Annotated in this window: 22 protein-coding genes; 15 read left to right on the top strand and 7 right to left on the bottom strand. The window is 51.4% G+C overall.

Features of this window, described 5'->3' with window-relative positions; translation table 11 throughout:
* Both CWE14_RS07585 and CWE14_RS07590 read left to right on the top strand, forming a co-directional pair.
* A complete protein-coding gene (locus CWE14_RS07585) occupies positions 1 to 408 on the top strand; it encodes a hypothetical protein (protein ID WP_126798821.1) in 408 nt (135 codons plus the stop codon).
* Between the two features lie 187 nt (positions 409 to 595).
* Positions 596 to 1,600 (top strand): hypothetical protein, encoded by a 1,005-nt coding sequence (locus CWE14_RS07590; RefSeq protein WP_126798822.1) that lies wholly within the window; start codon positions 596 to 598, stop codon positions 1,598 to 1,600.
* 13 nt (positions 1,601 to 1,613) lie between these two features.
* On the opposite strand, the gene CWE14_RS07595 is transcribed toward CWE14_RS07590, so the two are convergent.
* Positions 1,614 to 2,129: a hypothetical protein gene (locus CWE14_RS07595; protein ID WP_126798823.1), complete on the bottom strand. Its 516-nt coding sequence runs from the start codon at positions 2,127 to 2,129 to the stop codon at positions 1,614 to 1,616.
* Between the two features lie 392 nt (positions 2,130 to 2,521).
* Here CWE14_RS07595 and rpsP point away from each other — a divergent pair, with 392 nt between their 5' ends.
* The 9 genes from rpsP (at position 2,522) to tyrA (ending at position 8,437) form a co-directional block, all read left to right on the top strand.
* Complete coding sequence (gene rpsP, locus CWE14_RS07600) at positions 2,522 to 2,773, top strand: 30S ribosomal protein S16 (protein ID WP_126789796.1); 252 nt, start codon at positions 2,522 to 2,524, stop codon at positions 2,771 to 2,773.
* Between the two features lie 33 nt (positions 2,774 to 2,806).
* On the top strand, positions 2,807 to 3,334 hold the full coding sequence (gene rimM, locus CWE14_RS07605; protein ID WP_126789795.1) for a ribosome maturation factor RimM: 528 nt from the start codon (positions 2,807 to 2,809) through the stop codon (positions 3,332 to 3,334).
* On the top strand, positions 3,334 to 4,095 hold the full coding sequence (trmD, locus tag CWE14_RS07610) for a tRNA (guanosine(37)-N1)-methyltransferase TrmD (RefSeq protein WP_126798824.1): 762 nt from the start codon (positions 3,334 to 3,336) through the stop codon (positions 4,093 to 4,095). The genes rimM and trmD overlap by 1 nt, the downstream gene beginning before the upstream one ends.
* A 32-nt stretch (positions 4,096 to 4,127) precedes the next feature.
* A complete protein-coding gene (gene rplS / locus CWE14_RS07615; protein ID WP_126789793.1) occupies positions 4,128 to 4,493 on the top strand; it encodes a 50S ribosomal protein L19 in 366 nt (121 codons plus the stop codon).
* A 138-nt stretch (positions 4,494 to 4,631) separates the two neighbouring features.
* Positions 4,632 to 5,147, top strand: a complete 516-nt coding sequence (locus CWE14_RS07620; RefSeq protein WP_126798825.1) for an RNA polymerase sigma factor — start codon at positions 4,632 to 4,634, stop codon at positions 5,145 to 5,147.
* Positions 5,137 to 5,652, top strand: coding sequence for a hypothetical protein (locus CWE14_RS07625; protein WP_126798826.1), 516 nt, complete (start codon positions 5,137 to 5,139; stop codon positions 5,650 to 5,652). The genes CWE14_RS07620 and CWE14_RS07625 overlap by 11 nt, the downstream gene beginning before the upstream one ends.
* A gap of 10 nt (positions 5,653 to 5,662) precedes the next feature.
* Positions 5,663 to 6,616, top strand: a complete 954-nt coding sequence (locus CWE14_RS07630) for a DUF4097 family beta strand repeat-containing protein (protein WP_126798827.1) — start codon at positions 5,663 to 5,665, stop codon at positions 6,614 to 6,616.
* 48 nt (positions 6,617 to 6,664) lie between these two features.
* On the top strand, positions 6,665 to 7,270 hold the full coding sequence (locus CWE14_RS07635; protein WP_126789789.1) for a DNA-J related domain-containing protein: 606 nt from the start codon (positions 6,665 to 6,667) through the stop codon (positions 7,268 to 7,270).
* A 39-nt stretch (positions 7,271 to 7,309) separates the two neighbouring features.
* Positions 7,310 to 8,437, top strand: coding sequence for a bifunctional chorismate mutase/prephenate dehydrogenase (tyrA, locus tag CWE14_RS07640; RefSeq protein WP_126798828.1), 1,128 nt, complete (start codon positions 7,310 to 7,312; stop codon positions 8,435 to 8,437).
* Positions 8,438 to 8,473: 36 nt separating this feature from the next.
* Here tyrA and CWE14_RS07645 read toward each other — a convergent pair whose 3' ends face one another.
* The 3 genes from CWE14_RS07645 to CWE14_RS07655 are packed head-to-tail and all read right to left on the bottom strand — an operon-like array spanning position 8,474 to position 10,016.
* Positions 8,474 to 8,839, bottom strand: coding sequence for a response regulator (locus CWE14_RS07645; protein ID WP_126789787.1), 366 nt, complete (start codon positions 8,837 to 8,839; stop codon positions 8,474 to 8,476).
* 43 nt (positions 8,840 to 8,882) lie between these two features.
* Complete coding sequence (locus tag CWE14_RS07650; protein WP_126798829.1) at positions 8,883 to 9,530, bottom strand: cytochrome b/b6 domain-containing protein; 648 nt, start codon at positions 9,528 to 9,530, stop codon at positions 8,883 to 8,885.
* Between the two features lie 15 nt (positions 9,531 to 9,545).
* The gene (locus tag CWE14_RS07655; protein WP_126798830.1) at positions 9,546 to 10,016 is read right to left on the bottom strand and encodes a c-type cytochrome; all 471 of its coding nucleotides are present in this window, start codon (positions 10,014 to 10,016) and stop codon (positions 9,546 to 9,548) included.
* Positions 10,017 to 10,210: 194 nt separating this feature from the next.
* Between CWE14_RS07655 and CWE14_RS07660 the strand changes: the two genes are divergently transcribed.
* Together CWE14_RS07660 and CWE14_RS07665 are read left to right on the top strand one after the other, a co-directional pair.
* A complete protein-coding gene (locus CWE14_RS07660) occupies positions 10,211 to 13,306 on the top strand; it encodes an amidohydrolase family protein (RefSeq protein ID WP_126798831.1) in 3,096 nt (1,031 codons plus the stop codon).
* Positions 13,303 to 14,586, top strand: coding sequence for an amidohydrolase family protein (locus tag CWE14_RS07665; protein ID WP_126798832.1), 1,284 nt, complete (start codon positions 13,303 to 13,305; stop codon positions 14,584 to 14,586). The genes CWE14_RS07660 and CWE14_RS07665 overlap by 4 nt, the downstream gene beginning before the upstream one ends.
* Before the next feature lie 103 nt (positions 14,587 to 14,689).
* On the opposite strand, the gene CWE14_RS07670 is transcribed toward CWE14_RS07665, so the two are convergent.
* Positions 14,690 to 15,493: a response regulator gene (locus CWE14_RS07670; protein ID WP_126798833.1), complete on the bottom strand. Its 804-nt coding sequence runs from the start codon at positions 15,491 to 15,493 to the stop codon at positions 14,690 to 14,692.
* Positions 15,494 to 15,638: 145 nt separating this feature from the next.
* Here CWE14_RS07670 and CWE14_RS07675 point away from each other — a divergent pair, with 145 nt between their 5' ends.
* Entirely contained in the window at positions 15,639 to 15,944 is a 306-nt protein-coding gene (locus CWE14_RS07675) for an STAS domain-containing protein (protein WP_126789781.1), read from the top strand.
* Positions 15,945 to 15,946: 2 nt separating this feature from the next.
* Positions 15,947 to 17,587: an ATP-binding SpoIIE family protein phosphatase gene (locus CWE14_RS07680; protein WP_198676556.1), complete on the top strand. Its 1,641-nt coding sequence runs from the start codon at positions 15,947 to 15,949 to the stop codon at positions 17,585 to 17,587.
* Positions 17,588 to 17,589: 2 nt separating this feature from the next.
* Here CWE14_RS07680 and yciH read toward each other — a convergent pair whose 3' ends face one another.
* Positions 17,590 to 17,913 carry a stress response translation initiation inhibitor YciH gene (gene yciH, locus CWE14_RS07685; RefSeq protein ID WP_126798835.1) on the bottom strand — a complete coding sequence of 108 codons (324 nt, stop codon included), beginning with the start codon at positions 17,911 to 17,913 and terminating at the stop codon, positions 17,590 to 17,592.
* 3 nt (positions 17,914 to 17,916) lie between these two features.
* Positions 17,917 to 18,678, bottom strand: a complete 762-nt coding sequence (locus CWE14_RS07690) for a hypothetical protein (protein ID WP_126798836.1) — start codon at positions 18,676 to 18,678, stop codon at positions 17,917 to 17,919.
* Between the last annotated feature and the right edge of the window lie 27 nt (positions 18,679 to 18,705).

Here is an 18,705-nt window from a genome sequence, read left to right on the forward strand (position 1 = left end):
ATGTGGTTCACTGTCACTGCAGGGATGTGCATTCTGATGTTCTATCACACCGCATTTGGCAGCGGTATGCTTTTTGCGCTCGTGCCTCCACTGATGCTGGTATTTGGTTATAGAGCATTTAAAAAGGCGTATGGCGATCTGGTGCAGGCTTATGATGAGGGTGATTCTCTGGTCTTCTATAAAAAGGGCAAGCGGCAGCGAGTCAAACTGGAAGATATTATTAATATTAGTTACGAGCATATGACAAACCCTGAGCGCGTCACAATCCATGCACGGTCTTCAGGGCCATTAGGAAAGGAACTGGCATTTTGCCCGCTAAACAAGTGGTTTCCGTTTACCCAAAGCCCGATAGTTGCCGACCTGATTAAGCGAGTTGACCAGGCTCGATCAGTGCGGCGTGGTCCCTAAAGGATGTGGAAGATGACAAGCAAAGGAAGGAATATGCTGGTGCAAAGCTGGATCAGGCAATGCTTATATGCGAATGGCTTGTGTCTGGCATTCGATGATAATGAGATAGTTGTCAGCGTGCGCCGCGAGTAGCTTTACCTCGAGTGTACCGATTTTAACGTTCACGGATATTTAAGGAATCAAGGTCGTGACAGATTATACAAATGAAGATCTTCAGTCTTGCGTAGATGCAGGTATTTTAACTGATCAACAGTTCGCCGATGTAAAAGCGCATGTGCATGGTGTTGCGAGCACCGAAGCTCAGCCCCAGGATAGTGAACATTTTCGTTTAATCTCCGGGTTCAACGACATCTTTGTAGTCGTGGCTTGTGCGCTTGTACTTGCGGCGCTTGGTAGCTTGTTCGGCCATCTTACTGGCTTGAGCCCTAGTGTCGGGGTTGCCGTTGGTGCCTGGGCGCTGGCTGAGTATTTTGTGCGCCGTCGACACATGGCGTTACCCGGCGTAGCGCTCTCGCTCGCTTTTGGTGGCGCTAGTGTCTTCTTCTTAGTCCTGAGCTTTGGTTTCGAGGGCTGGGGAGCGGGCTTGGTGTGTCTGTTCGCCGCGGCTTTGCAGATGTTATTTTGGTGGCGCTTTAAAGTACCTGTTGCGGTCGCTATGATCGCCGGCACCTTGGTATTAGGTGGGCAGTTGACGATAGCCGGACAGATCCATGGCGTACTGGTTAGCATTCCCATTTTGCAACTAGCGATGGGGATCGCGGTGTTTATATTTGCCATGTGGTGGGATGTGAAAGACCCGCAGCGAAATAACTATCGCGCGGACGTTGCTTTCTGGTTACATATTCTGGCAGCGCCGCTGATTGTCTCAGGTGCGTTTAGTTTCGTCGCAATGTATGGCGAGGACTCGGTTACCTTGTGGCATGCCGTTGCAGTGACATTAATCTACGCATGCCTGGCGTTAGTGTCATTGTGGGTAGACCGCCGCGCCTTAATGCTGGCGGCCTTGAGTGTGCTGGTCTTTACTTACAGCAAGGTACTCGCGGAATACGGTATTGTCAGCCTCAACTTTGCCATTACCGGTCTGGTGGTGGGGCTTGGGCTACTGGCGCTCTCAGTCTACTGGTCACGTTGCCGGGTCCTGGCATTCAAAGCACTGCCAGCAGGATTGCATAAATGGACACCTGACGCCTAAGCAGAATGCAGTATCAGCCAGGCGGCGAGGGTAAAGCAGCTTGCGGGATAGTGAACTCCAGCATGTTGCCACTTTTGTGCGCAATGCCAATTTGTAGATCGCCATTGAGGCTATATTTGTTGGGTAAAATTGAAAGTTCGAGCAAATGATCGCCCGGAATTAACTGGAAACCCTGGCTGATGGTCTCACCTGCTGCGTTGGTCACCTGATAACCTCGCAGCGGGTCGAGTTGCTGGTGTCCCTGCACATAAAATACAAGCGTGTGGTTATAGGTATCACGCCAGTTTTCACCATAAAAGGGTATTTTAGCGATGAACTGACTTAGAAATTTGTCAAAATTATCGCTGAGGCTTTGATCCGCTTTAATCTCAGCAGCGGCTAAATGGAACGCCGCTTCGTCGGACTCTTTGAGGTCGAAAAAATAGGCTTCATCAATTAGGATAAGAGTGAGCTTAGCTTGCTCAGGCAGCAAGTCACGGTGCTTTTGTGGTTTTGCCGATGTGGTGGTGCACCCAGTTGTCAGGGTCATCAAGAACCCTCCTATTAATAAATATCTGAACATTACAATGCCTTGTGGAGAATGATTAAGAATACGCTGCAAATGACATTGCAACGGTTGCTAATGATACTAGTTACTTGCTTGGTATAAACCATGCTAAAGGTCTGTGACATCTATTTAGAAATTTTTTTCAGGCGTTATTTTACTGCTTACACGCATCTCCTAATGTAGACGTACGCGAGTTGCTTGCGCAACGAACGAGCGTGCAGAGTTAACAGATTGAGTGAACCTGCAGCTAACCCCAGTAACGCTGTTTTACCTTGCATTTCACATCAAAATGCGTACAATTGGCGCGCTTCCTGACTTCGGTCGGGAGGCTTTCTTTATCCTTAGAAACATTCATTAACATTGTAGAGGACGGTATGGTAACCATTCGTTTACAACGTGGTGGCGCAAAAAAGCGTCCATTCTACCAAATGGTTGTTACCGACAGCCGCAACGCCCGTGACGGTCGTTTCATCGAGAATGTCGGTTTCTTTAACCCGGTAGCACGTGGTCAGGAAGAAAAATTACGCGTTGATTTAGGGCGTGTGGAGCACTGGGTAGGCCAGGGCGCACAGTTGTCTGAGCGTGTATCAAAATTAGTCAAAGACGCAAACAAAGCAGCTGCGTAACTTTGCTGATTTATTAACGGTTCTGGAGTAAACATGAGCGACAACAACCCAGTCATTTTAGGCACCTTAGGTGCGGTCTATGGCATTAAGGGCTGGTTGAAGGTCATTAGTTTTACGGATCAGGCCGAAGGTATTTTCGAATACCAACCCTGGCTGTTAGGCCAGGAAGGGAATTGGCAGTCTGTTGAGGTCGCGCAATGGCGCTGGCACAACAAAGGGCTAATTGCCAAGTTTGCGACTATTGACGACCGCGACGCTGCACAGCAGTGGGTAGGTCGGCAAATCGCGGTTTCGGCAGATAAACTGCCGGAATTACCGGAAGACGAGTTTTACTGGCGTGACCTGGTCGGGTTGAAAGTGGTTAACACTGAAAACTATGACATGGGCACGGTGAGCCAGATGCTGCCAACGGTATCGAATGATGTCCTGGTGGTGACGGCAAACAGCAATGATGCTTTTGGAAAGCGGGAGCGTTTAATTCCGTTCATTCAGTCACAGTATGTGGTTGCAGTGGATCGTGAAGAAAAACGGATTACCGTGGACTGGCCTGCGGACTTTTAATGGCCGCGGCATTACAGGTTGGGGTGGTTAGTTTATTCCCTGACATGTTTGAAGCAATTACCAGTTACGGCGTGACCCGCCGCGCGGTGGAGCAGGATCTGCTTAGTGTCGAAACGTGGAATCCTCGTGATTTTACCCACGACAAACACCGTACGGTTGATGACCGGCCTTATGGCGGTGGTCCGGGCATGCTGATGATGGTGGAACCGCTCCGTGCGGCCATTGCTGCAGCGAAACAAGGGGTCGGTGAAGGTGCTCGGGTTATTTACCTGTCACCACAAGGGCGCAAGCTAGACCAGCGCGGAGTTCTGGAGCTAAGTCAGTACGATAAACTGGTACTGGTTGCAGGGCGCTACGAAGGCATTGATGAGCGGGTGATTGAATCCGACATTGATGAGGAATGGTCAATTGGCGACTTTGTGTTAAGTGGCGGTGAGTTACCGGCAATGGTGATGATTGATACCCTCGCACGACAAGTGCCGGGCGTATTGGGTCACCAGGCTTCAGCAGCAGAAGATTCGTTTGTTGATGGCTTGCTGGATTGCCCGCATTATACTCGCCCTGAAGTGTTGGATGGTAAACAGGTGCCCTCGGTTTTACTGAGTGGCAACCACGAAAAAATTCGTCAATGGCGAATGCAGCAGGCTCTAGGCAGAACCTGGTTGCGTCGACCTGAACTTTTAAACAACCTAGCTCTGACTGACGAGCAACAGCGTTTACTGGAAGTCTTCATTGAAGAACACCAGGACGGCGCAGAGTAACGGGCAGTGTAATTCTAGGAAGAGAGATTATCATGGCTAAAGTTAATCAGAATATTATTAAGCAGCTTGAAGACGAGCAGCTTAAGCAAGATTTACCGGAATTTGCTCCGGGCGACACCGTTGTGGTGAGTGTTAAGGTTAAAGAAGGAACACGCGAGCGTTTGCAGGCCTTTGAAGGTGTTGTAATCCGTAAGCGTAACCGTGGTCTGCACAGTGCATTCACGGTTCGTAAAGTGTCTAACGGTGAAGGTGTTGAGCGTACATTCCAAACGCACAGCCCACAAGTTGATAGCATTAATGTGAAGCGTCGTGGTGCGGTACGTCGTGCTAAGCTTTACTACTTGCGTGAGCGTTCAGGTAAGTCTGCACGTATCCGCGAGAAGCTGGCGACTAAGTAAGCTTTTTAGCTTACCCGCTAACGTTTTGCAGAAAAGCCCGCCTTGTGCGGGCTTTTTTTATGGGCAAAAAGTAACTTCTGTTTAAACCTTTTTGGTACCGCCTGCGACTAACCAGGTAAAGCAATAAATTAACCAACTATGACTAATTCTGAGAAAGGCTTAATTCAACATGCCCAGGCGGGTGATAAAGCGGCATTTCGTCAGCTTTACGAGAGCTATGTCGGCCGGGTATACGCCATTTGCCGTCGCTTATGCAGTGATAGAGGGCGAGCGGAGGAGGCCACTCAGGAGGTTTTTATCAAAGTATGGCGACAGTTACCGGAATTCTCATTTAACAGCCAGTTTACCACCTGGCTGCACAGTATCGCTAAGCGCACAGCGATTGATATGTGGCGACGGGAGCAGGTACGGCTGGTCGAGGTTGGCGATGAACATGAAAGCGAAGCCACTGCGGAGGGCGCGTTCGACAATGAACTCGAGCGAGCTATTCAGCGCTTACCGGCGCAGTCAAAAGCGGTATTTGTGTTAGTTGCCATTGAAGGGCATACCCATCGCGAAGTCGCTGAGTTACTGCACATCGCCGAAGGTAGTAGTAAATCTCATTATTTTCGTGCGCGGCAGTTGCTGAAGGAGGCGTTATCTCATGAGTCATGAAAAGGACCCGGATCTATACCTGGAGCAACAGATCGCCAGCCTGAGTCGGGAGATTACCCCGCAGACTGATTTGTGGGCTCGACTTGAGCCTGAACTCGAACAACCTACAGCGCACAAACCTGCGCAGGGGAGGCAGGCTTTTGTTTGGGGCGCTGTGGCCAGTGTTTTGCTGGTCGCTGTCTTACTGGCGGTGAATTATGTGCCGCCGGGGGACCAGCAGCCGGACTTTAGCGTTGCAGTAGAAGCCTCCGCCGAAGCCGAGGTTATCACTGCGTATGAAACGGCTATCGCTGAGCGGATTCATGTTCTGCATAGCGCCGACAGTAACTGGGGTGATGTGGATCATCAGTTAGAGATGTTTCGTTCGGCAGTGGCAGAGATTCGTTTTGCTCTTAGTTTTCAACCACACAACCCGGGGTTGCTGCAACAACTCGAGGATGTGTACCAACAACAACTGGCCTGGTTACAGGCCATATCCAGTTACCACTCAGCAACGCTGAGCTAAGGAGACATCCATGTCTAAAAATATAGCAGTAGCACTGGCAAGCATAACGCTCTTACTGAGCAGCGTGAGTATGGCCGCTGAGGTCATCAATGAATCACGTGAGGTCAGCGCGAACGAGCGAATTTACATTAAAAATATGCGCGGTGAAGTTGAGATTATTGCCCATGAGCAGGCTACCTTTGAGGTCAGGGGTGAGCTTGATAGTCTGGCTGAAGGTTATAATTTAGAGTCAGACGATGGCTTTACCAGCTTTGAAGTTCGTATGCCCCAACAGGTTCAGGCGGACAGCCGGCAGTCAGGCTCACGATTAACAATTCGCGTCCCTGTGCAGGCTGACGTTCGCTTCGAAGGGGTTAATGCGAATGTCCGGGCGCGTGGTATTGAAGGTGCCAGTTCGCTGAGTACCGTCAACGGAGCGGTGCACGGCGAGAGTCTGAGCACTCAGGTCAGTCTGAAAACGGTAAATGGGAATATCCGCAGCGAGAACAATCAGGGACGTATTGAGCTGGGCACGGTGAATGGCGGTATTGAAGATACCAACTCAAGCGGACGGGTTGCGTATCAAACCGTAAACGGCAACATTGAGGTGCAGTCGCAGGCAGAGGAAGTGTCAGTTTCTACGGTCAGTGGTCGGGTTCGTCTTGCGCTGCCCGATGCTACCACTATAAATGTGAACAGTGTCAGTGGTGAGGCCGAAGTGACTCTGGGTGCATCGTCACCGCGACTGCAGGCTCAGTCAGTCAGCGGTCGGCTTATTTTTAACTTGCCCGCTACGGCGGATGCCCGTTTCAGTGTCAACACCAGTGCCGGAGGTCAGATTAACAATCATCTGTCAGATGACCAGGCTGAACGAGCGACTTATGGGCCAGCCCGCAACCTACGGTTTAGCCTTGGCGATGGTCAGGGGCGTGTGGATGTGAGATCTGTCAGTGGCACCATTGAATTCAGGACCCGCAGCGAATAGCGGTGAAAAAAGCTCTGCTACGGCAGAGCTTTTTGTTATGGTAAATGAATGCAAGCGATGAAACAGGCTATCAGTGAAATTTTACTGACTCAGGTGCAACCCTTGAGTGAATTTGAACTGATACGAATATTACAGAACGAACCCTATGAATTACTGAGTGAGCGTGCTCTGCGCGGAAGTCTGAGCTTGTTTCAGACTCATTTTCTGCTCTTTCATTGCCTCTACCTGTTACGTGAACAGTGGCGGGGGGAGGGCTTCTCGGATTTGCGCATTGAGCCGCTTTCGATTGAACTGCAGCCCTTAGCGGATGGACATGATAAAGGGCTTCAGTCGACCGACCCTTTAGCCGAGTACTATCTGGATATTAGCCACCTGAAAGAAACTAGTGGTGATGACGTGGAAGCATTGCTGGATGGATTTTGGCGTCGCTTCAGCCATGATGTGGTGAGCGTGAGCGCAGACGAGCGCAGTCAGGCGATGATGATTATGGATGTGCAGACCATGCCGGAAAATGAACGTCAGTTAAAGCGTCTGTATCGGCAGCAAGTTCACCATAAACATCCTGATAAAGGTGGTAGTAGCGATGCCATGCAGTCACTGCAATGGGCGTATGGAGTCCTGCGACAGGTGTTGCAAAACGGTATACGTAGTTAGTGTTTAAACTTTTGCTTTCATAAAAATGAGATTGTAACCATGGCAAAACCTTCCCTGGATGCATTGCGTGCCCGGATTGATTCTATTGATAGCGAACTGGTTCGCTTGCTCGCCCAGCGTTTACAGGTCACCGGCGAGATCGGCGAGATAAAATCCCAGTTAGGCCAACCGCTTTATGTTCCTGAACGGGAACGGGCACTGCTCGCTGCCAGACGCGAAGAAGCACGTCAGCAGGGAATTAACCCTCAGTTAGCTGAAGATGTTTTACGACGAGTGATGCGCGAGTCTTACCTGAGCCAGAAAGGTCGCGGTTTTAAAAAAGCACGTGAGGATGATCGCGCAGTGGTGGTAATTGGTGGTCGCGGCCAGCTTGGCTCTCTGTTTGTGCACTGGTTTGAGTTATCTGGTTATCCGGTGCATGTGATTGATACCGACAACGTAGAGACATTGCCAGAGGCGGTTGCAGATGCGGCGCTGGTTCTTGTGAGCGTGCCTATTGCCAGCACTGAAGCAGTGATTAGTAGCTTAACCAACTTGCCTCAGGATTGCGTGCTGGCAGATTTAACCTCAGTTAAGTCACGACCACTGGAAGCGATGCTGGCGGCTCACCAAGGGCCCGTGGTCGGCCTGCACCCGATGTTCGGTCCCAATGTATCCAGCATGGCAAAGCAGTTGATTGTGGCCACCGCTGGACGTCAAGCTGAAACTTATAGCTGGTTAATTACTCAGTTGCAGACCTGGGGCGCACATATTGAGTGGCTGGATGCAACATCTCACGATGAGAGCATGAGCCTGATTCAGGTTATGCGTCACATGAGTACGTTCGCGTATGGTGTTCATCTGATGGAGGAGGATGCCAGCCTAAACCAGTTAAAAACCCTGAGTTCGCCGATTTACCGTCTCGAACTGATGATGGTCGGACGGTTGTTTGCTCAGTCCCCGGCTTTGTATGCCGATATTATTCTCGACGCTCCGCAGAATTTCGCCATGATCCGGCGCTACCTGCAACGCTTCGCGAATTTGCTGGAAGCGCTGGAACAGGGCGGCCGGGACAGTTTTATTGCCGAGTTTAATAAAGTAGCCGACTGGTTTGGCGAGGATGCGGAGGCATTTCTGGCCGAGTCGAGCGCTTTATTGCAACAGGCGGATGATGCAAAAGCACGTTGAAGGTGGCTTCAGTCCGATCTCAATCCGCCTGCTACCTTACAAACTCAGATAATGCTGCATAATCACGTGCAGACTGTCCGGTGAAACTGGCTTGTGCAACGTTTCGTTCATGCCAGCCATGCGGCAAGCATTCAGTTCTGAGACACTTTGATGCCCGGTTAAGGCAATAATGGGGAGATCGCTGAATTGCGCGTCTTCGCGCAATGCCCGACAAACCTCGGCGCCCGTCATATCGGGCATGTCGTAATCAAGAATAAGCAGCTCGGGTTCACCTTCCCGGGCCAGCTTAAGGGCTTCTTCGCCATTGTTGGCGACCAGTAAATCCAGTGGATACTCATCCAGCATCGCTTTGAGCACTTCAAGGCTGATGAAATCATCATCGGCAATCAACACTGTGTGCATAACAACCTTGCTCGTCGTATAAGTGAACGGCTAGTGTAGCATGCTAACCAAGCCACCAAAATACCCAGACCAGGTTGGCAATAAAAATGGCAAAGCCAATGCCCCCGTTGATGATACGGGGTTTTGCGGTGTCTTTGCTTAGCTTTTTGTTACCACTGAACATGGGCGTAATTAGATCTTTATTGCGCGCCATATAAATAAATATCGCAATAATATGAACCGCGGTAGCAATAAGGATCCAGTTAAAGTTAGTCCCGTGAAAGCGGGTCAGCATGCGCTGGGTGTCATAATCGAGCCAGTTCGCCAGTGGACCCATGAAGAACAGATCATCATTGGTAAACAGCCCACTTACTGCTTGTGCCAGCACCAGCGCCAATAGCAGCAGGATCATGTAGCCACCGGCCGGGTTGTGCCCAGCAAGCTCTGGGTTTCTACCGCGTATTTCATCGCGCAAAAAGCGCAACGCGCGCACCGGGCCGCGTACGAAATCGGCGAAACGGGCACTGTCACTGCCGACGATTCCCCACATCAGGCGGCTAATAAGAAGCGCCAGGGTGAACAACCCCAGCTTGACGTGTATGTCGATGTAGTCAATTTTACCGCCGGTAAACCACAGGCCAAGCAGTAATAGCACCAGTATCCAATGAAAGGCGCGGACGAAACTGTCCCAGACGCGAACTAAGTGGGTCATTGCTAGTCGTCCTGGTTACTCGCGATAGCGGTCATGGCATTGTTGGCAGTTGCGTGCAGTGCTCATAAATGCGCTACGAATGGTACTCATATCTTGACTGGCGGATGCCTCACTTAATGCTTTGGCATCGCTTTTAAGTTGCTCAATGCGTTGGCTGAAATCATCCCAGTTTTCCCATACGGCGGGCAGAGCGTCGCCATCACCGCGAAAGTTTTCACCTGCATCACGGAACCCATCCCAGGGTAAATGGCTGGCATGATAGAAAGCCTCCGCGCGGGTTTCAAATGTGGCTGCGTCGTAGTCAATGTCACCCCGAACCATGTCGGCCATGACGGAGAAGTTTTCGCGCATCAGCTGGAGTGCCGACTGGCGGTACTCGACGGCTTCTTCTGCTTCGGTAAAGGCAGAAGAATGGGCGGAAAAGCTGAGTGAGCTAATGCCCAACAGAGTGAGCAGGCTAAGCGAGCGGAGCATAGTTGTGTGCATGAGAGCATCCTTTAATTATTTGTAAAGGTTGAAATTTATTTTAGTTTAGAGATTTATCGCGGTTTGTCGAGCAAAGCTGTGGATTTAACTTACTAAACGGGCGGCTCTCTTGTGCTTCCTGGTTCAGTCGGTTTTAATGCCTACTGGCCTGAACATACACAAAATATAAGTAAATTAGAATATAGGGGATCCACATGAAGGGGAAAGGGCGTCTGGCAAGTTGTTTGCTGGCAGCGTTGGGAACTGTGGTGGTGACAGCGTCAGCTGGCAATACTACACCAGTTCGCGGCCTCCACGACAACAGTCCCACTTTAGTTGCGTTGCAAAACGCAACCATCGTGACCGAACCTGGTGAGCAGTTAGATAATGCTACGCTGGTGATCGAAAACGGAAAAATTTCTGCGGTTCAGCGTAACAACCGGGCGCCTCAGGGGGCGCGGGTTATCGATGCGACCGGCTATACCATTTACCCGGGCTTTATTGACCCGTATAGCAATTATGGGGTGACCGAAGCCGAGGCTGCGCAACGCTATACGCGTAGCGAGCCAGCTCAGTACGACAACCAACGCACTGGCGGCAATGCGGCAAATGATGCGATTCATGCTCAATTGCGCTGGGTGGATGGGTTTTCAACCGACTCAGAGCAGGCCGATAATTATCGTGAATTAGGCTTCACTGCGGTTCAGAGCGTCCGTATGGATGGCATTTTCCGCGGCCAGGGCACCACCGTCTCGCTTGCCGATGAAATTCCAAACCAGGTGGTCTACCAGCCTGTCACCCGCCATTTTAGCTCGTTCGATAAAGGCAGTTCGACCCAGCAGTATCCGGCCTCGTTGATGGGCAGTGTTGCGTTAATTCGCCAGACCTTGTCTGACGCCCAGTGGTACGCGCAGGCTCAGGGCCGGACCCTGAGTGGCGGTGGTGTACTCGAATACAATGCAGCACTTGCTGCGCTGAGTAATGTGTCTGAGCAGGGGGTTATTTTTGAAACCACTGAAGAGCTCGATATTGCCCGTGCGCACCAGGTATTCAGCGAGTTCGATGTCCCGGTCAGCTATGTCGGGTCGGGCTTTGAATATGCGCGCTTAGCGGATATTGCTGAAGTTGGTTCGTCGTTGATTCTGCCGTTGAATTACCCGGCGGCACCTGATGTAAGTGCTCAGTATGCTGAGCTGGATGTGTCGGTTGCTGACTTACGACATTGGGAACGCGCACCCGGCAATGCGGCTGCAATGGCCAACGCTGGGATCGACTTTGCGTTCACCTTGCACGGGCTTGAAAACCGTAGCGACTTTCTGAGCAATGTACGGCAGGCCATCGAGCATGGCTTACAACCTGACACGGCGCTGGCCGCGTTAACCACGTCAGCTGCACGTATTGCTGGTGTGGACGACAAGGCTGGTCGCCTGGTACCGGGCTATATGGCCGACTTTGTGGTCACTCGCGGCGATCTGTTTAGTGACGGTGAAATTGTTTCGGTGTGGACTCAGGGCCAGGAACATGCACTGAAGCCCATGCACCCAACCCGCTTTGCCGGCGAGTTCAGCATCAACGTTGAAGGGCAAAGTTACACACTGACATTGCAACAACAAGGCGATGTGAAAGGCACACTAAGTGTTGATGATCATCAGGCCGACGTCACTCACGTAGTGGCAGAGGCTCACCAGCTCAATTTTGTGGTGGACATGCAAGCGTTCGGTGGTAATGGTGTTTACCGCTTTTCCTTAAGTGCCCGTAACCGAGACCAGTTATCCGGTAGTTATACCGATGCCGCGGGTCGGGACCATGCTGTGGTCGCCGAGCGTCAGGGCGATGCCGACGAGGAGCAGACATCAGCTCGTCAGGCTGGTTCACCAGAGTACCGTAGCCAGCTGACCTTGCCGAATATTGGCTTAGGGGTAGACGAGCTGCCAGAGCAACAGAACCTGATCATTAAGAATGCCACAATCTGGACATCTGCAGATGCCGGTGTTCTGGAAAACGCGGACATGGTGGTACGTGGCGGACGTATCTACAGCATCGGTGAGGATTTACCGACACCTCGCGGATACCTGGAAATCGACGGGACAGGTATGCATGTTACGCCTGGTATCGTGGATGAGCATTCGCACATTGCGATTGCTCGCGGGGTCAATGAAGGCACCGAAGCAATCACCTCTGAAGTTCGCATCGGTGATGTGGTAAATCCGGATGATGTTCATATCTACCGTTCTTTAGCCGGTGGTACCACGGTCGCGCATTTATTGCATGGCTCGGCTAACCCCATTGGCGGGCAGGGGCAGACAATCAAGCTGCGCTGGGGAGAGAATGCAGAAGGACTTAAGTTCAGCGAAGCGCCGCCAACCATTAAGATGGCCCTCGGCGAAAATGTGAAACAGAGTAACTGGGGGATTAATAATCACCGTTACCCGCAAACCCGTATGGGTGTTGTCGCAGTTATCCACGATTTCTTCCGCACTGCTGCTGAATATGAGCAGGCGCAGCAAGCCTACAACGATATGAGCCGACGTGAGCGTTCACGAACTGCACCACCGCGTCGTAATTATCGCTTAGAAGCGTTATTGGAAATTCTGCGTGAGGAACGTCATATCCATGCTCATTCCTATATCGCTTCTGAAGTCTTAGCATTGATGGAAACCGCCGATGAGCTGGGCTTTAGCATTCATACTTTCACTCATATTTTGGAAGGTTATAAAGTAGCGTCGGAAATGGCTGAACATGGTGCCCGCGCATCAACGTTTGCCGACTGGTGGGCGTTCAAAATTGAAGCCTTTGACGCTATTCCGTTCAATGCCTGTGAGATGATGGAACAAGGCGTACTGACCAGCCTTAACTCTGATAGCAACGATCTGCAGCGCCGAATGAATATCGAAGCCGCGAAATCAGTGCGCTACTGTGGCATGGATGAGCAGGAAGCTCTGCGTATGATTACGCTCTATCCGGCCATGCAGCTGGAAATTGACAGCCTGGTCGGGAGTCTTGAAGAAGGTAAGCATGCTGATTTCGTACTCTGGAATAATCATCCACTGTCGGCGTATGCTCAGGTCCAGCAAACCTGGATTGAGGGTCATAAGTTCTTTGACCGTGAGGCGGATCTTGAGCGCCGTGAGCTGATTCAACAGGAACAGCAAGCATTGATTCAACAGATCCTCGCCGAAGGCAGCAACGCCAGCCGCGGAGCCAGCAATGGCTATAAGACAGAACAGCCAACCTGGCATTGTGACAGTGAGTACGATGTTTGGTCAGAAACCTTTGCTCATGGCCATCAACATGGAGGACAGCACGAATGAAATATGCATTAACTTTGCTAGCGGCGAGTGTTCTAGCCGCACCGGTGCTGGCTCATAATGTCGCGCCCGGAAGTGCACAAAGCTCACCAGTGTTACTTCAGGGTGGCACTTTGCACACTATAACGGACGGCCGTATTCAGGGCGACTTGTTGTTTGAAGACGGTAAAATCAGCGCCATTGGCAGCAATATCAACCTGCCTGAAGGGACTGAGATCATTAATATTGAGGGGCGCCACGTATACCCTGGTTTGATAGCCCTGGATACCACGCTGGGGTTAGTTGAAATGGAAGCCGTTCGGGCAACCAGGGATGCCAATGAAATTGGCAATATCACCCCGGAAGTTTCCGCACATACTGCGTTTAATGCGGACTCCGATGTTATCCCAACGGTCCGTTATAATGGTATTACCCACGCGCAGGTGGTGCCGCAAGGCAACCTGGTGCGCGGTAACTCCAGCTTAATGAGCCTGGATGGGTGGAACAACCGTGACAGCCTGACTGAGTCGGACATTGGTATTCATATCAGCTGGCCTCAGGTTGCTGTTAGTAATTCTCCGTGGGAACGACGTTCGCCAGCAGAGCAGCGCGAAGCACAGGCCGAGATGCGTGACGAACTGGATCGCGTCTTTACCACTGCCAGAGCCTATGCTGATGCTCAGCAAGCCGGTGTTCAGCGACGTCAGGACGTTCGCTGGGAAGGCATGCGCGGCTTGTTTGATGGTTCCAAAACGCTGTTTATTCATGCCGATGACCGCCGTCAAATCACCCAGGCTATCGAGTTTGCGGACGAGCAGGGGATCACCCCGGTCATTATCGGTGGGCGCGATGCCTGGATGATGGGCGACGAACTTGCTCAGCGCAATATCGCGGTTGTTTTCGGGGATGCCTACGGCTTACCCGCGCGTCAGGATGATGCCTACGACACCGCCTTTGCGACCCCAGCCAAGCTGGCGCAGGCGGGCGTGGAGTTTGCACTTGCTTACCCGGGTTTCTGGGATACTCGCAACCTCGCCTTTGCGGCGGGCCATACGGTCGCATTTGGGCTTGATCATGACGCCGCTCTCTATTCCATCACCATGGCACCGGCAAAGCTGATGGGGGTTGAAGACCGCCTCGGCTCATTGGAAGTGGGTAAAAGTGCCAGCCTGGTGGTGTCAAAAGGGGATATACTTGATCCGCTAGAGCACTCGGTGGATTACATGTTTATTGACGGCCGGGCGGTCGAAATGAGCAGTCGCCAGACTCAGCTATGGGACAAGTATCGTCAGCGTCGTGACTAAGCTCTGAGGTGCATGAACTTATAGGTGCAAAACAAAAAGCTGCAGTATTGAACTGCAGCTTTTTTGTTTGATTCTGCGCCGTTTTTATACGCGCAGACTATGCTCAAAGGTCGTCGAGAATACTTGCCAGCAAGGTGCGCAAGGTTTCTGGTTCAAACGGCTTGTCGGTGAGTGCATTGACCCCACTTTGCTCAATCTGCTCCAGTTGAAGCTCGTCGGCGCGGGCCGAAACCATCAGAATAGGGACGTGCTGCTGGTTCAGTTCATTGCGCACAGTTTTGGCAAACTCGTCGCCATTCATCTCTGGCATATGATAGTCGGTGACGATGAGGTCGACCGGGTAATCGCGTAGTACCTCGATAGCCTGGGCGCCACTCTCTGCTTCAACGATATTCTCAATCCCAATACTACGTACCACGCGCCCGAGGTAATGACGCGAAGTGACGCTGTCATCCACAATCAGCACGCTCAAATCTTCCGTTTCAAAATTACTTAGCTTCAGTGCCTGGGGTTCAATTAAATCAATTGTTGCATTTAAAGCTCGTTTTAAATGCGGGAACGTGAAGGGCTTGGGCAGGATAGCAACGACCCCGAGTTGCTTAAACTGTTCGATGTAGTTGCGTTTGGTTTCACTACTGACCAGCATGAACGGGGTATCACGCAGATGCGGCTGAGAGAACATAAAGTCGAGTATTTTGTCGGCGTCACCGTCCTCGAAGTACATCGCGCTCGCTACCAGATCCGGATTAAGGTAACCCAGCTTTTCCTGGGCCTCAGCGATGGTCGCTGCACCGTCAACCTGGCGCACTCCCGCGTCGGCCAGGTGGCGTGTAATGACTTTGCGTTGTACCTCGGAAGGTTCAATGAGTAGAATGGACAACTGACTGGCGTTAAACTGAGCCGACATTAAATAATTCCTGCATATGTTGTAGGTCACCAGAGTAAGAAATCACACGGCATTTGACAAGCTGTACTAGGACAAAGGTATGAATTTAAAATTATTTCTGCTGATTACCTTTGTCACACTGACCTAAATAACGGATGGTAACCAAATGACCCTCTCGACCGAGTACTCTAACGACAACAAGCAATTTGTTATCCACGTCAAAGGCAAATTTGATTTTGGCCTGGTCCAGCAGTTCCGACAGTCCTATGCTGAGCTGAAAGACGGCGCTGAGACGGTGGTCGTGGACTTTCGTGAAACTGAATACATCGACAGTTGTGCGCTGGGTATGCTGCTGAATATGCGCAAGTCAGTCGGTGTGGGTGAGAAAAATTTTCACCTGGTTAATTGCCGGCCGGAAATCCGTAATATCCTTGAAATAGCCCGTTTCGATAAACTTTTTCATATCGATTGATGATGCGCGTTCTGATTGTTGATGACCAGGCTGCGAACCGGTTGCTGCTAAGCGATATGGTGCGTGGCTTTGGCTACCAGTGCCTGACTGTTAACGACGGCGCTGACGCGCTTGCCGTGTACCCGCGTTTTACCCCAGACCTGGTGCTGCTTGACGTGCTTATGCCTGGCCTTAGCGGCTTAGCCACCGCGCCAAAGTTGAAACAGCTGGCGGGGGAAGTCCATTTACCGATAATTTTTATCACCGCACTGGATGAGCAGGAGACCCTGTTACAGTGTCTGGAAGCTGGTGGTGATGACTTTATCAGTAAGCCGTTTGAACCCGTGGTGCTGGAGGCGAAGCTACGCGCGCATATGCGTACCCGCGAATTAAGTAGTTCGTTGGCCGAAAAGAATAAAGCGCTGGCGTATCATTCAAGCCGTATCGAACGTGAACATCAAATCGTTGAACATATTTTCCAGAACTCGTTAGCTCATAATTATCTGGATTATCCTAACCTGCATACCTACCTGTCGCCGATGTCTATGTTTAACGGCGATTTGTTACTGGCGGCTCCCGGGCCACTAGGTAACATCTATGTGTTACTGGGTGATTTTACCGGGCATGGATTATCGGCCGCCGTCGGTGCATTACCGACCTCACAAACCTTCTTTAGCTTAACGGAGCAGGGGGCTTCGGTTGGTGAGATCGTGCGCGAGATTAACAAGCGGCTGCATCATTTACTGCCCACCGACATGTTCCTTGCTGCATTAGTGGTGGAGCTTTCTGCGTCCGGTGAGCGTGTGAGCTACTGGAACGGCGGCATACCGCCTGCGGTATTGCTGGGTGCTGATCAACGGGCCTGGGCGGCGTTGCAACCGCAGCATCTGGCGCTTGGGATCCTGACTGATAATGAATTTGATAGCCGGGTTTCGTCGTTGCGGGTGAGTCCGGATGATAGCCTGGTTTTATATACAGACGGTTTAACGGAACTGCCTGCCGAGCAAGGAATGCTCGGCGTGGATGGTGTGCGGGAGCTGCTGCAGGGCTGCACTAACATGGGCGAACTGACCGCTGCAGTGCAGCGCCTGATGATTGGGCGTAAGCAGCGTGATGATGTGTCGATGGCGTGGTTGCGTTGCAGACCGACCGGGCTCAAGCCACGCCAGGACAACACCACTCCGTCCGGGATCCCGTTCGAGGTCAAAATACGCCTGCACAGTGAGGACATTCAGCAGCTCGATCCAGTAAACCAAATTGTCCGTGATTTGTCTCATATTCCTGGTTTTGGCTTGGTTAAATCGCAGTTGTTTACGGTTCTTCAGGAGGCCTACAGTAACGCGCTGGAACATGGCTTGCTGCAACTTGATTCAAGCCTGAAGAGCACGCCGGAAGGGTTTGAGCAGTACTATCAGTTGTACCAGGAGCGTTTACAGGCGTTGCAACACGGATGGATCGAGTTTGGGATTGAGTATTGTCCAGCCAGACGCTATTTGAAACTTAGAGTGACTGATTCCGGTACCGGGTTCAGCCATGCCGAACTGGTCGCAGAGGAACCTACGGATGATGGTTTTGGACGTGGGTTGCAGCTAATCAGACAATTAACCAGTGAGCTGTGCTGGAACGATAACGGACGCACCGTCGAGTGCATCCTGCCAATGTAAGCTTAGCCGCCTGCCAGTTTAACCTGATAGCCTTGCTTCTCTAGAAATGCTTTGCAGGCATCGCGCTGATCGCCCTGCATTTCGATATCGAAGTCTTTAACACTGCCACCGACGCCGCAGAGCTTTTTTAGCTGTTTGGCGAGTTTCTTTAGTTCGTCCTGGGGCAGGGGCAGACCGCGTATAATGGTCACCCCTTTCCCTTTGCGGCCTTTGGTTTCCCGTTGAATACGGACGACCCCGTCACTGGGGCCAACCTGAGGCGCTGCCTCAGGTTGTGCAATGCGGCCGCTATCGGTGCTGTAAACCAGGCGTGAATCCTTGCTCATGACTTACCATTTTTTCTTCGGTTGGAACAGTTCATCCAGTTCATCGACATCTTTTGCACGCTCCGCCGCATCGCGAGAGTTGGTTTCGCGTAGCGAGTCAGTAATTTCCTGTAAGCGTTTTTCAACCCGGGTGGTGTGGTCGACAATGTACTCGTTGGAGTAACTTTGGTTACGCAGCGTGGATAAGGCTTTCTCATAATACTGACGGGCAGACCCGGTCAGATTGGAATTGAATGCAGCATCGGCGCGTCGCTCAAGGCTTTCTACGTTAATTCTAAGCTGGGTAAATTCGAGCCGGCGGTCTTCTTCGTGAAAGTGCTTGGAGTCGATGCGACCACGGTTGTGTTCGCTTTTTAACACACTGCGAAGCTTCTTCAGCGACTGAATCATGGTGATGATCTGCTTGTCGCCTTCAGGTAGCGCAAAGGTCTCTGTGACCAGAGTGTGATCGTCCGGGCGCAGTGTATTCATAATTTCGTCGTACTCGCGCAGACGTTCTTTATAAAGTTCATTTTTAGGCGCAACTTCAGACAGCTTATGCAGTGCATCACGGGCACGGGCATGCAGCACGTAGATCAGACTGCGGCCGACGGGAAACACGTTGGCATTGGCAATCAGCGTTTCTGATTCATCCAGGGTGTTGCGAAAACGAGCCATTTTTTGTCGGCGTTCCAGCTCCTGTCGCTGGCGGTGCTGTTGGTAAGCATTGACCGCGAAAGCGAGTAAAACGAGAGCGACAATAAGCAATATAATGACGTATAGCATGCGTTGTGCGTTCCTTTCATTTTTTAT

The sequence above is a fragment of the Aliidiomarina soli genome, from assembly GCF_003986975.1.
In the GTDB taxonomy this organism is placed as follows: Bacteria; Pseudomonadota; Gammaproteobacteria; order Enterobacterales; family Alteromonadaceae; genus Aliidiomarina; species Aliidiomarina soli.

Coding starts and splice junctions, on each gene's coding strand:
- rimM (WP_126789795.1), top strand. CDS start 2,807: ATGAGCGACAACAACCCAGTCATTTTAGGCACCTTAGGTGCGGTCTAT.
- CWE14_RS07585 (WP_126798821.1), top strand. CDS start 1: ATGTGGTTCACTGTCACTGCAGGGATGTGCATTCTGATGTTCTATCAC.
- rplS (WP_126789793.1), top strand. CDS start 4,128: ATGGCTAAAGTTAATCAGAATATTATTAAGCAGCTTGAAGACGAGCAG.
- CWE14_RS07635 (WP_126789789.1), top strand. CDS start 6,665: ATGCAAGCGATGAAACAGGCTATCAGTGAAATTTTACTGACTCAGGTG.
- trmD (WP_126798824.1), top strand. CDS start 3,334: ATGGCCGCGGCATTACAGGTTGGGGTGGTTAGTTTATTCCCTGACATG.
- CWE14_RS07625 (WP_126798826.1), top strand. CDS start 5,137: ATGAGTCATGAAAAGGACCCGGATCTATACCTGGAGCAACAGATCGCC.
- CWE14_RS07660 (WP_126798831.1), top strand. CDS start 10,211: ATGAAGGGGAAAGGGCGTCTGGCAAGTTGTTTGCTGGCAGCGTTGGGA.
- yciH (WP_126798835.1), bottom strand. CDS start 17,913: ATGAGCAAGGATTCACGCCTGGTTTACAGCACCGATAGCGGCCGCATT.
- CWE14_RS07680 (WP_198676556.1), top strand. CDS start 15,947: ATGCGCGTTCTGATTGTTGATGACCAGGCTGCGAACCGGTTGCTGCTA.
- CWE14_RS07630 (WP_126798827.1), top strand. CDS start 5,663: ATGTCTAAAAATATAGCAGTAGCACTGGCAAGCATAACGCTCTTACTG.
- CWE14_RS07645 (WP_126789787.1), bottom strand. CDS start 8,839: ATGCACACAGTGTTGATTGCCGATGATGATTTCATCAGCCTTGAAGTG.
- CWE14_RS07670 (WP_126798833.1), bottom strand. CDS start 15,493: ATGTCGGCTCAGTTTAACGCCAGTCAGTTGTCCATTCTACTCATTGAA.
- CWE14_RS07595 (WP_126798823.1), bottom strand. CDS start 2,129: ATGACCCTGACAACTGGGTGCACCACCACATCGGCAAAACCACAAAAG.
- CWE14_RS07655 (WP_126798830.1), bottom strand. CDS start 10,016: ATGCACACAACTATGCTCCGCTCGCTTAGCCTGCTCACTCTGTTGGGC.
- rpsP (WP_126789796.1), top strand. CDS start 2,522: ATGGTAACCATTCGTTTACAACGTGGTGGCGCAAAAAAGCGTCCATTC.
- CWE14_RS07620 (WP_126798825.1), top strand. CDS start 4,632: ATGACTAATTCTGAGAAAGGCTTAATTCAACATGCCCAGGCGGGTGAT.
- tyrA (WP_126798828.1), top strand. CDS start 7,310: ATGGCAAAACCTTCCCTGGATGCATTGCGTGCCCGGATTGATTCTATT.
- CWE14_RS07665 (WP_126798832.1), top strand. CDS start 13,303: ATGAAATATGCATTAACTTTGCTAGCGGCGAGTGTTCTAGCCGCACCG.
- CWE14_RS07650 (WP_126798829.1), bottom strand. CDS start 9,530: ATGACCCACTTAGTTCGCGTCTGGGACAGTTTCGTCCGCGCCTTTCAT.
- CWE14_RS07690 (WP_126798836.1), bottom strand. CDS start 18,678: ATGCTATACGTCATTATATTGCTTATTGTCGCTCTCGTTTTACTCGCT.
- CWE14_RS07675 (WP_126789781.1), top strand. CDS start 15,639: ATGACCCTCTCGACCGAGTACTCTAACGACAACAAGCAATTTGTTATC.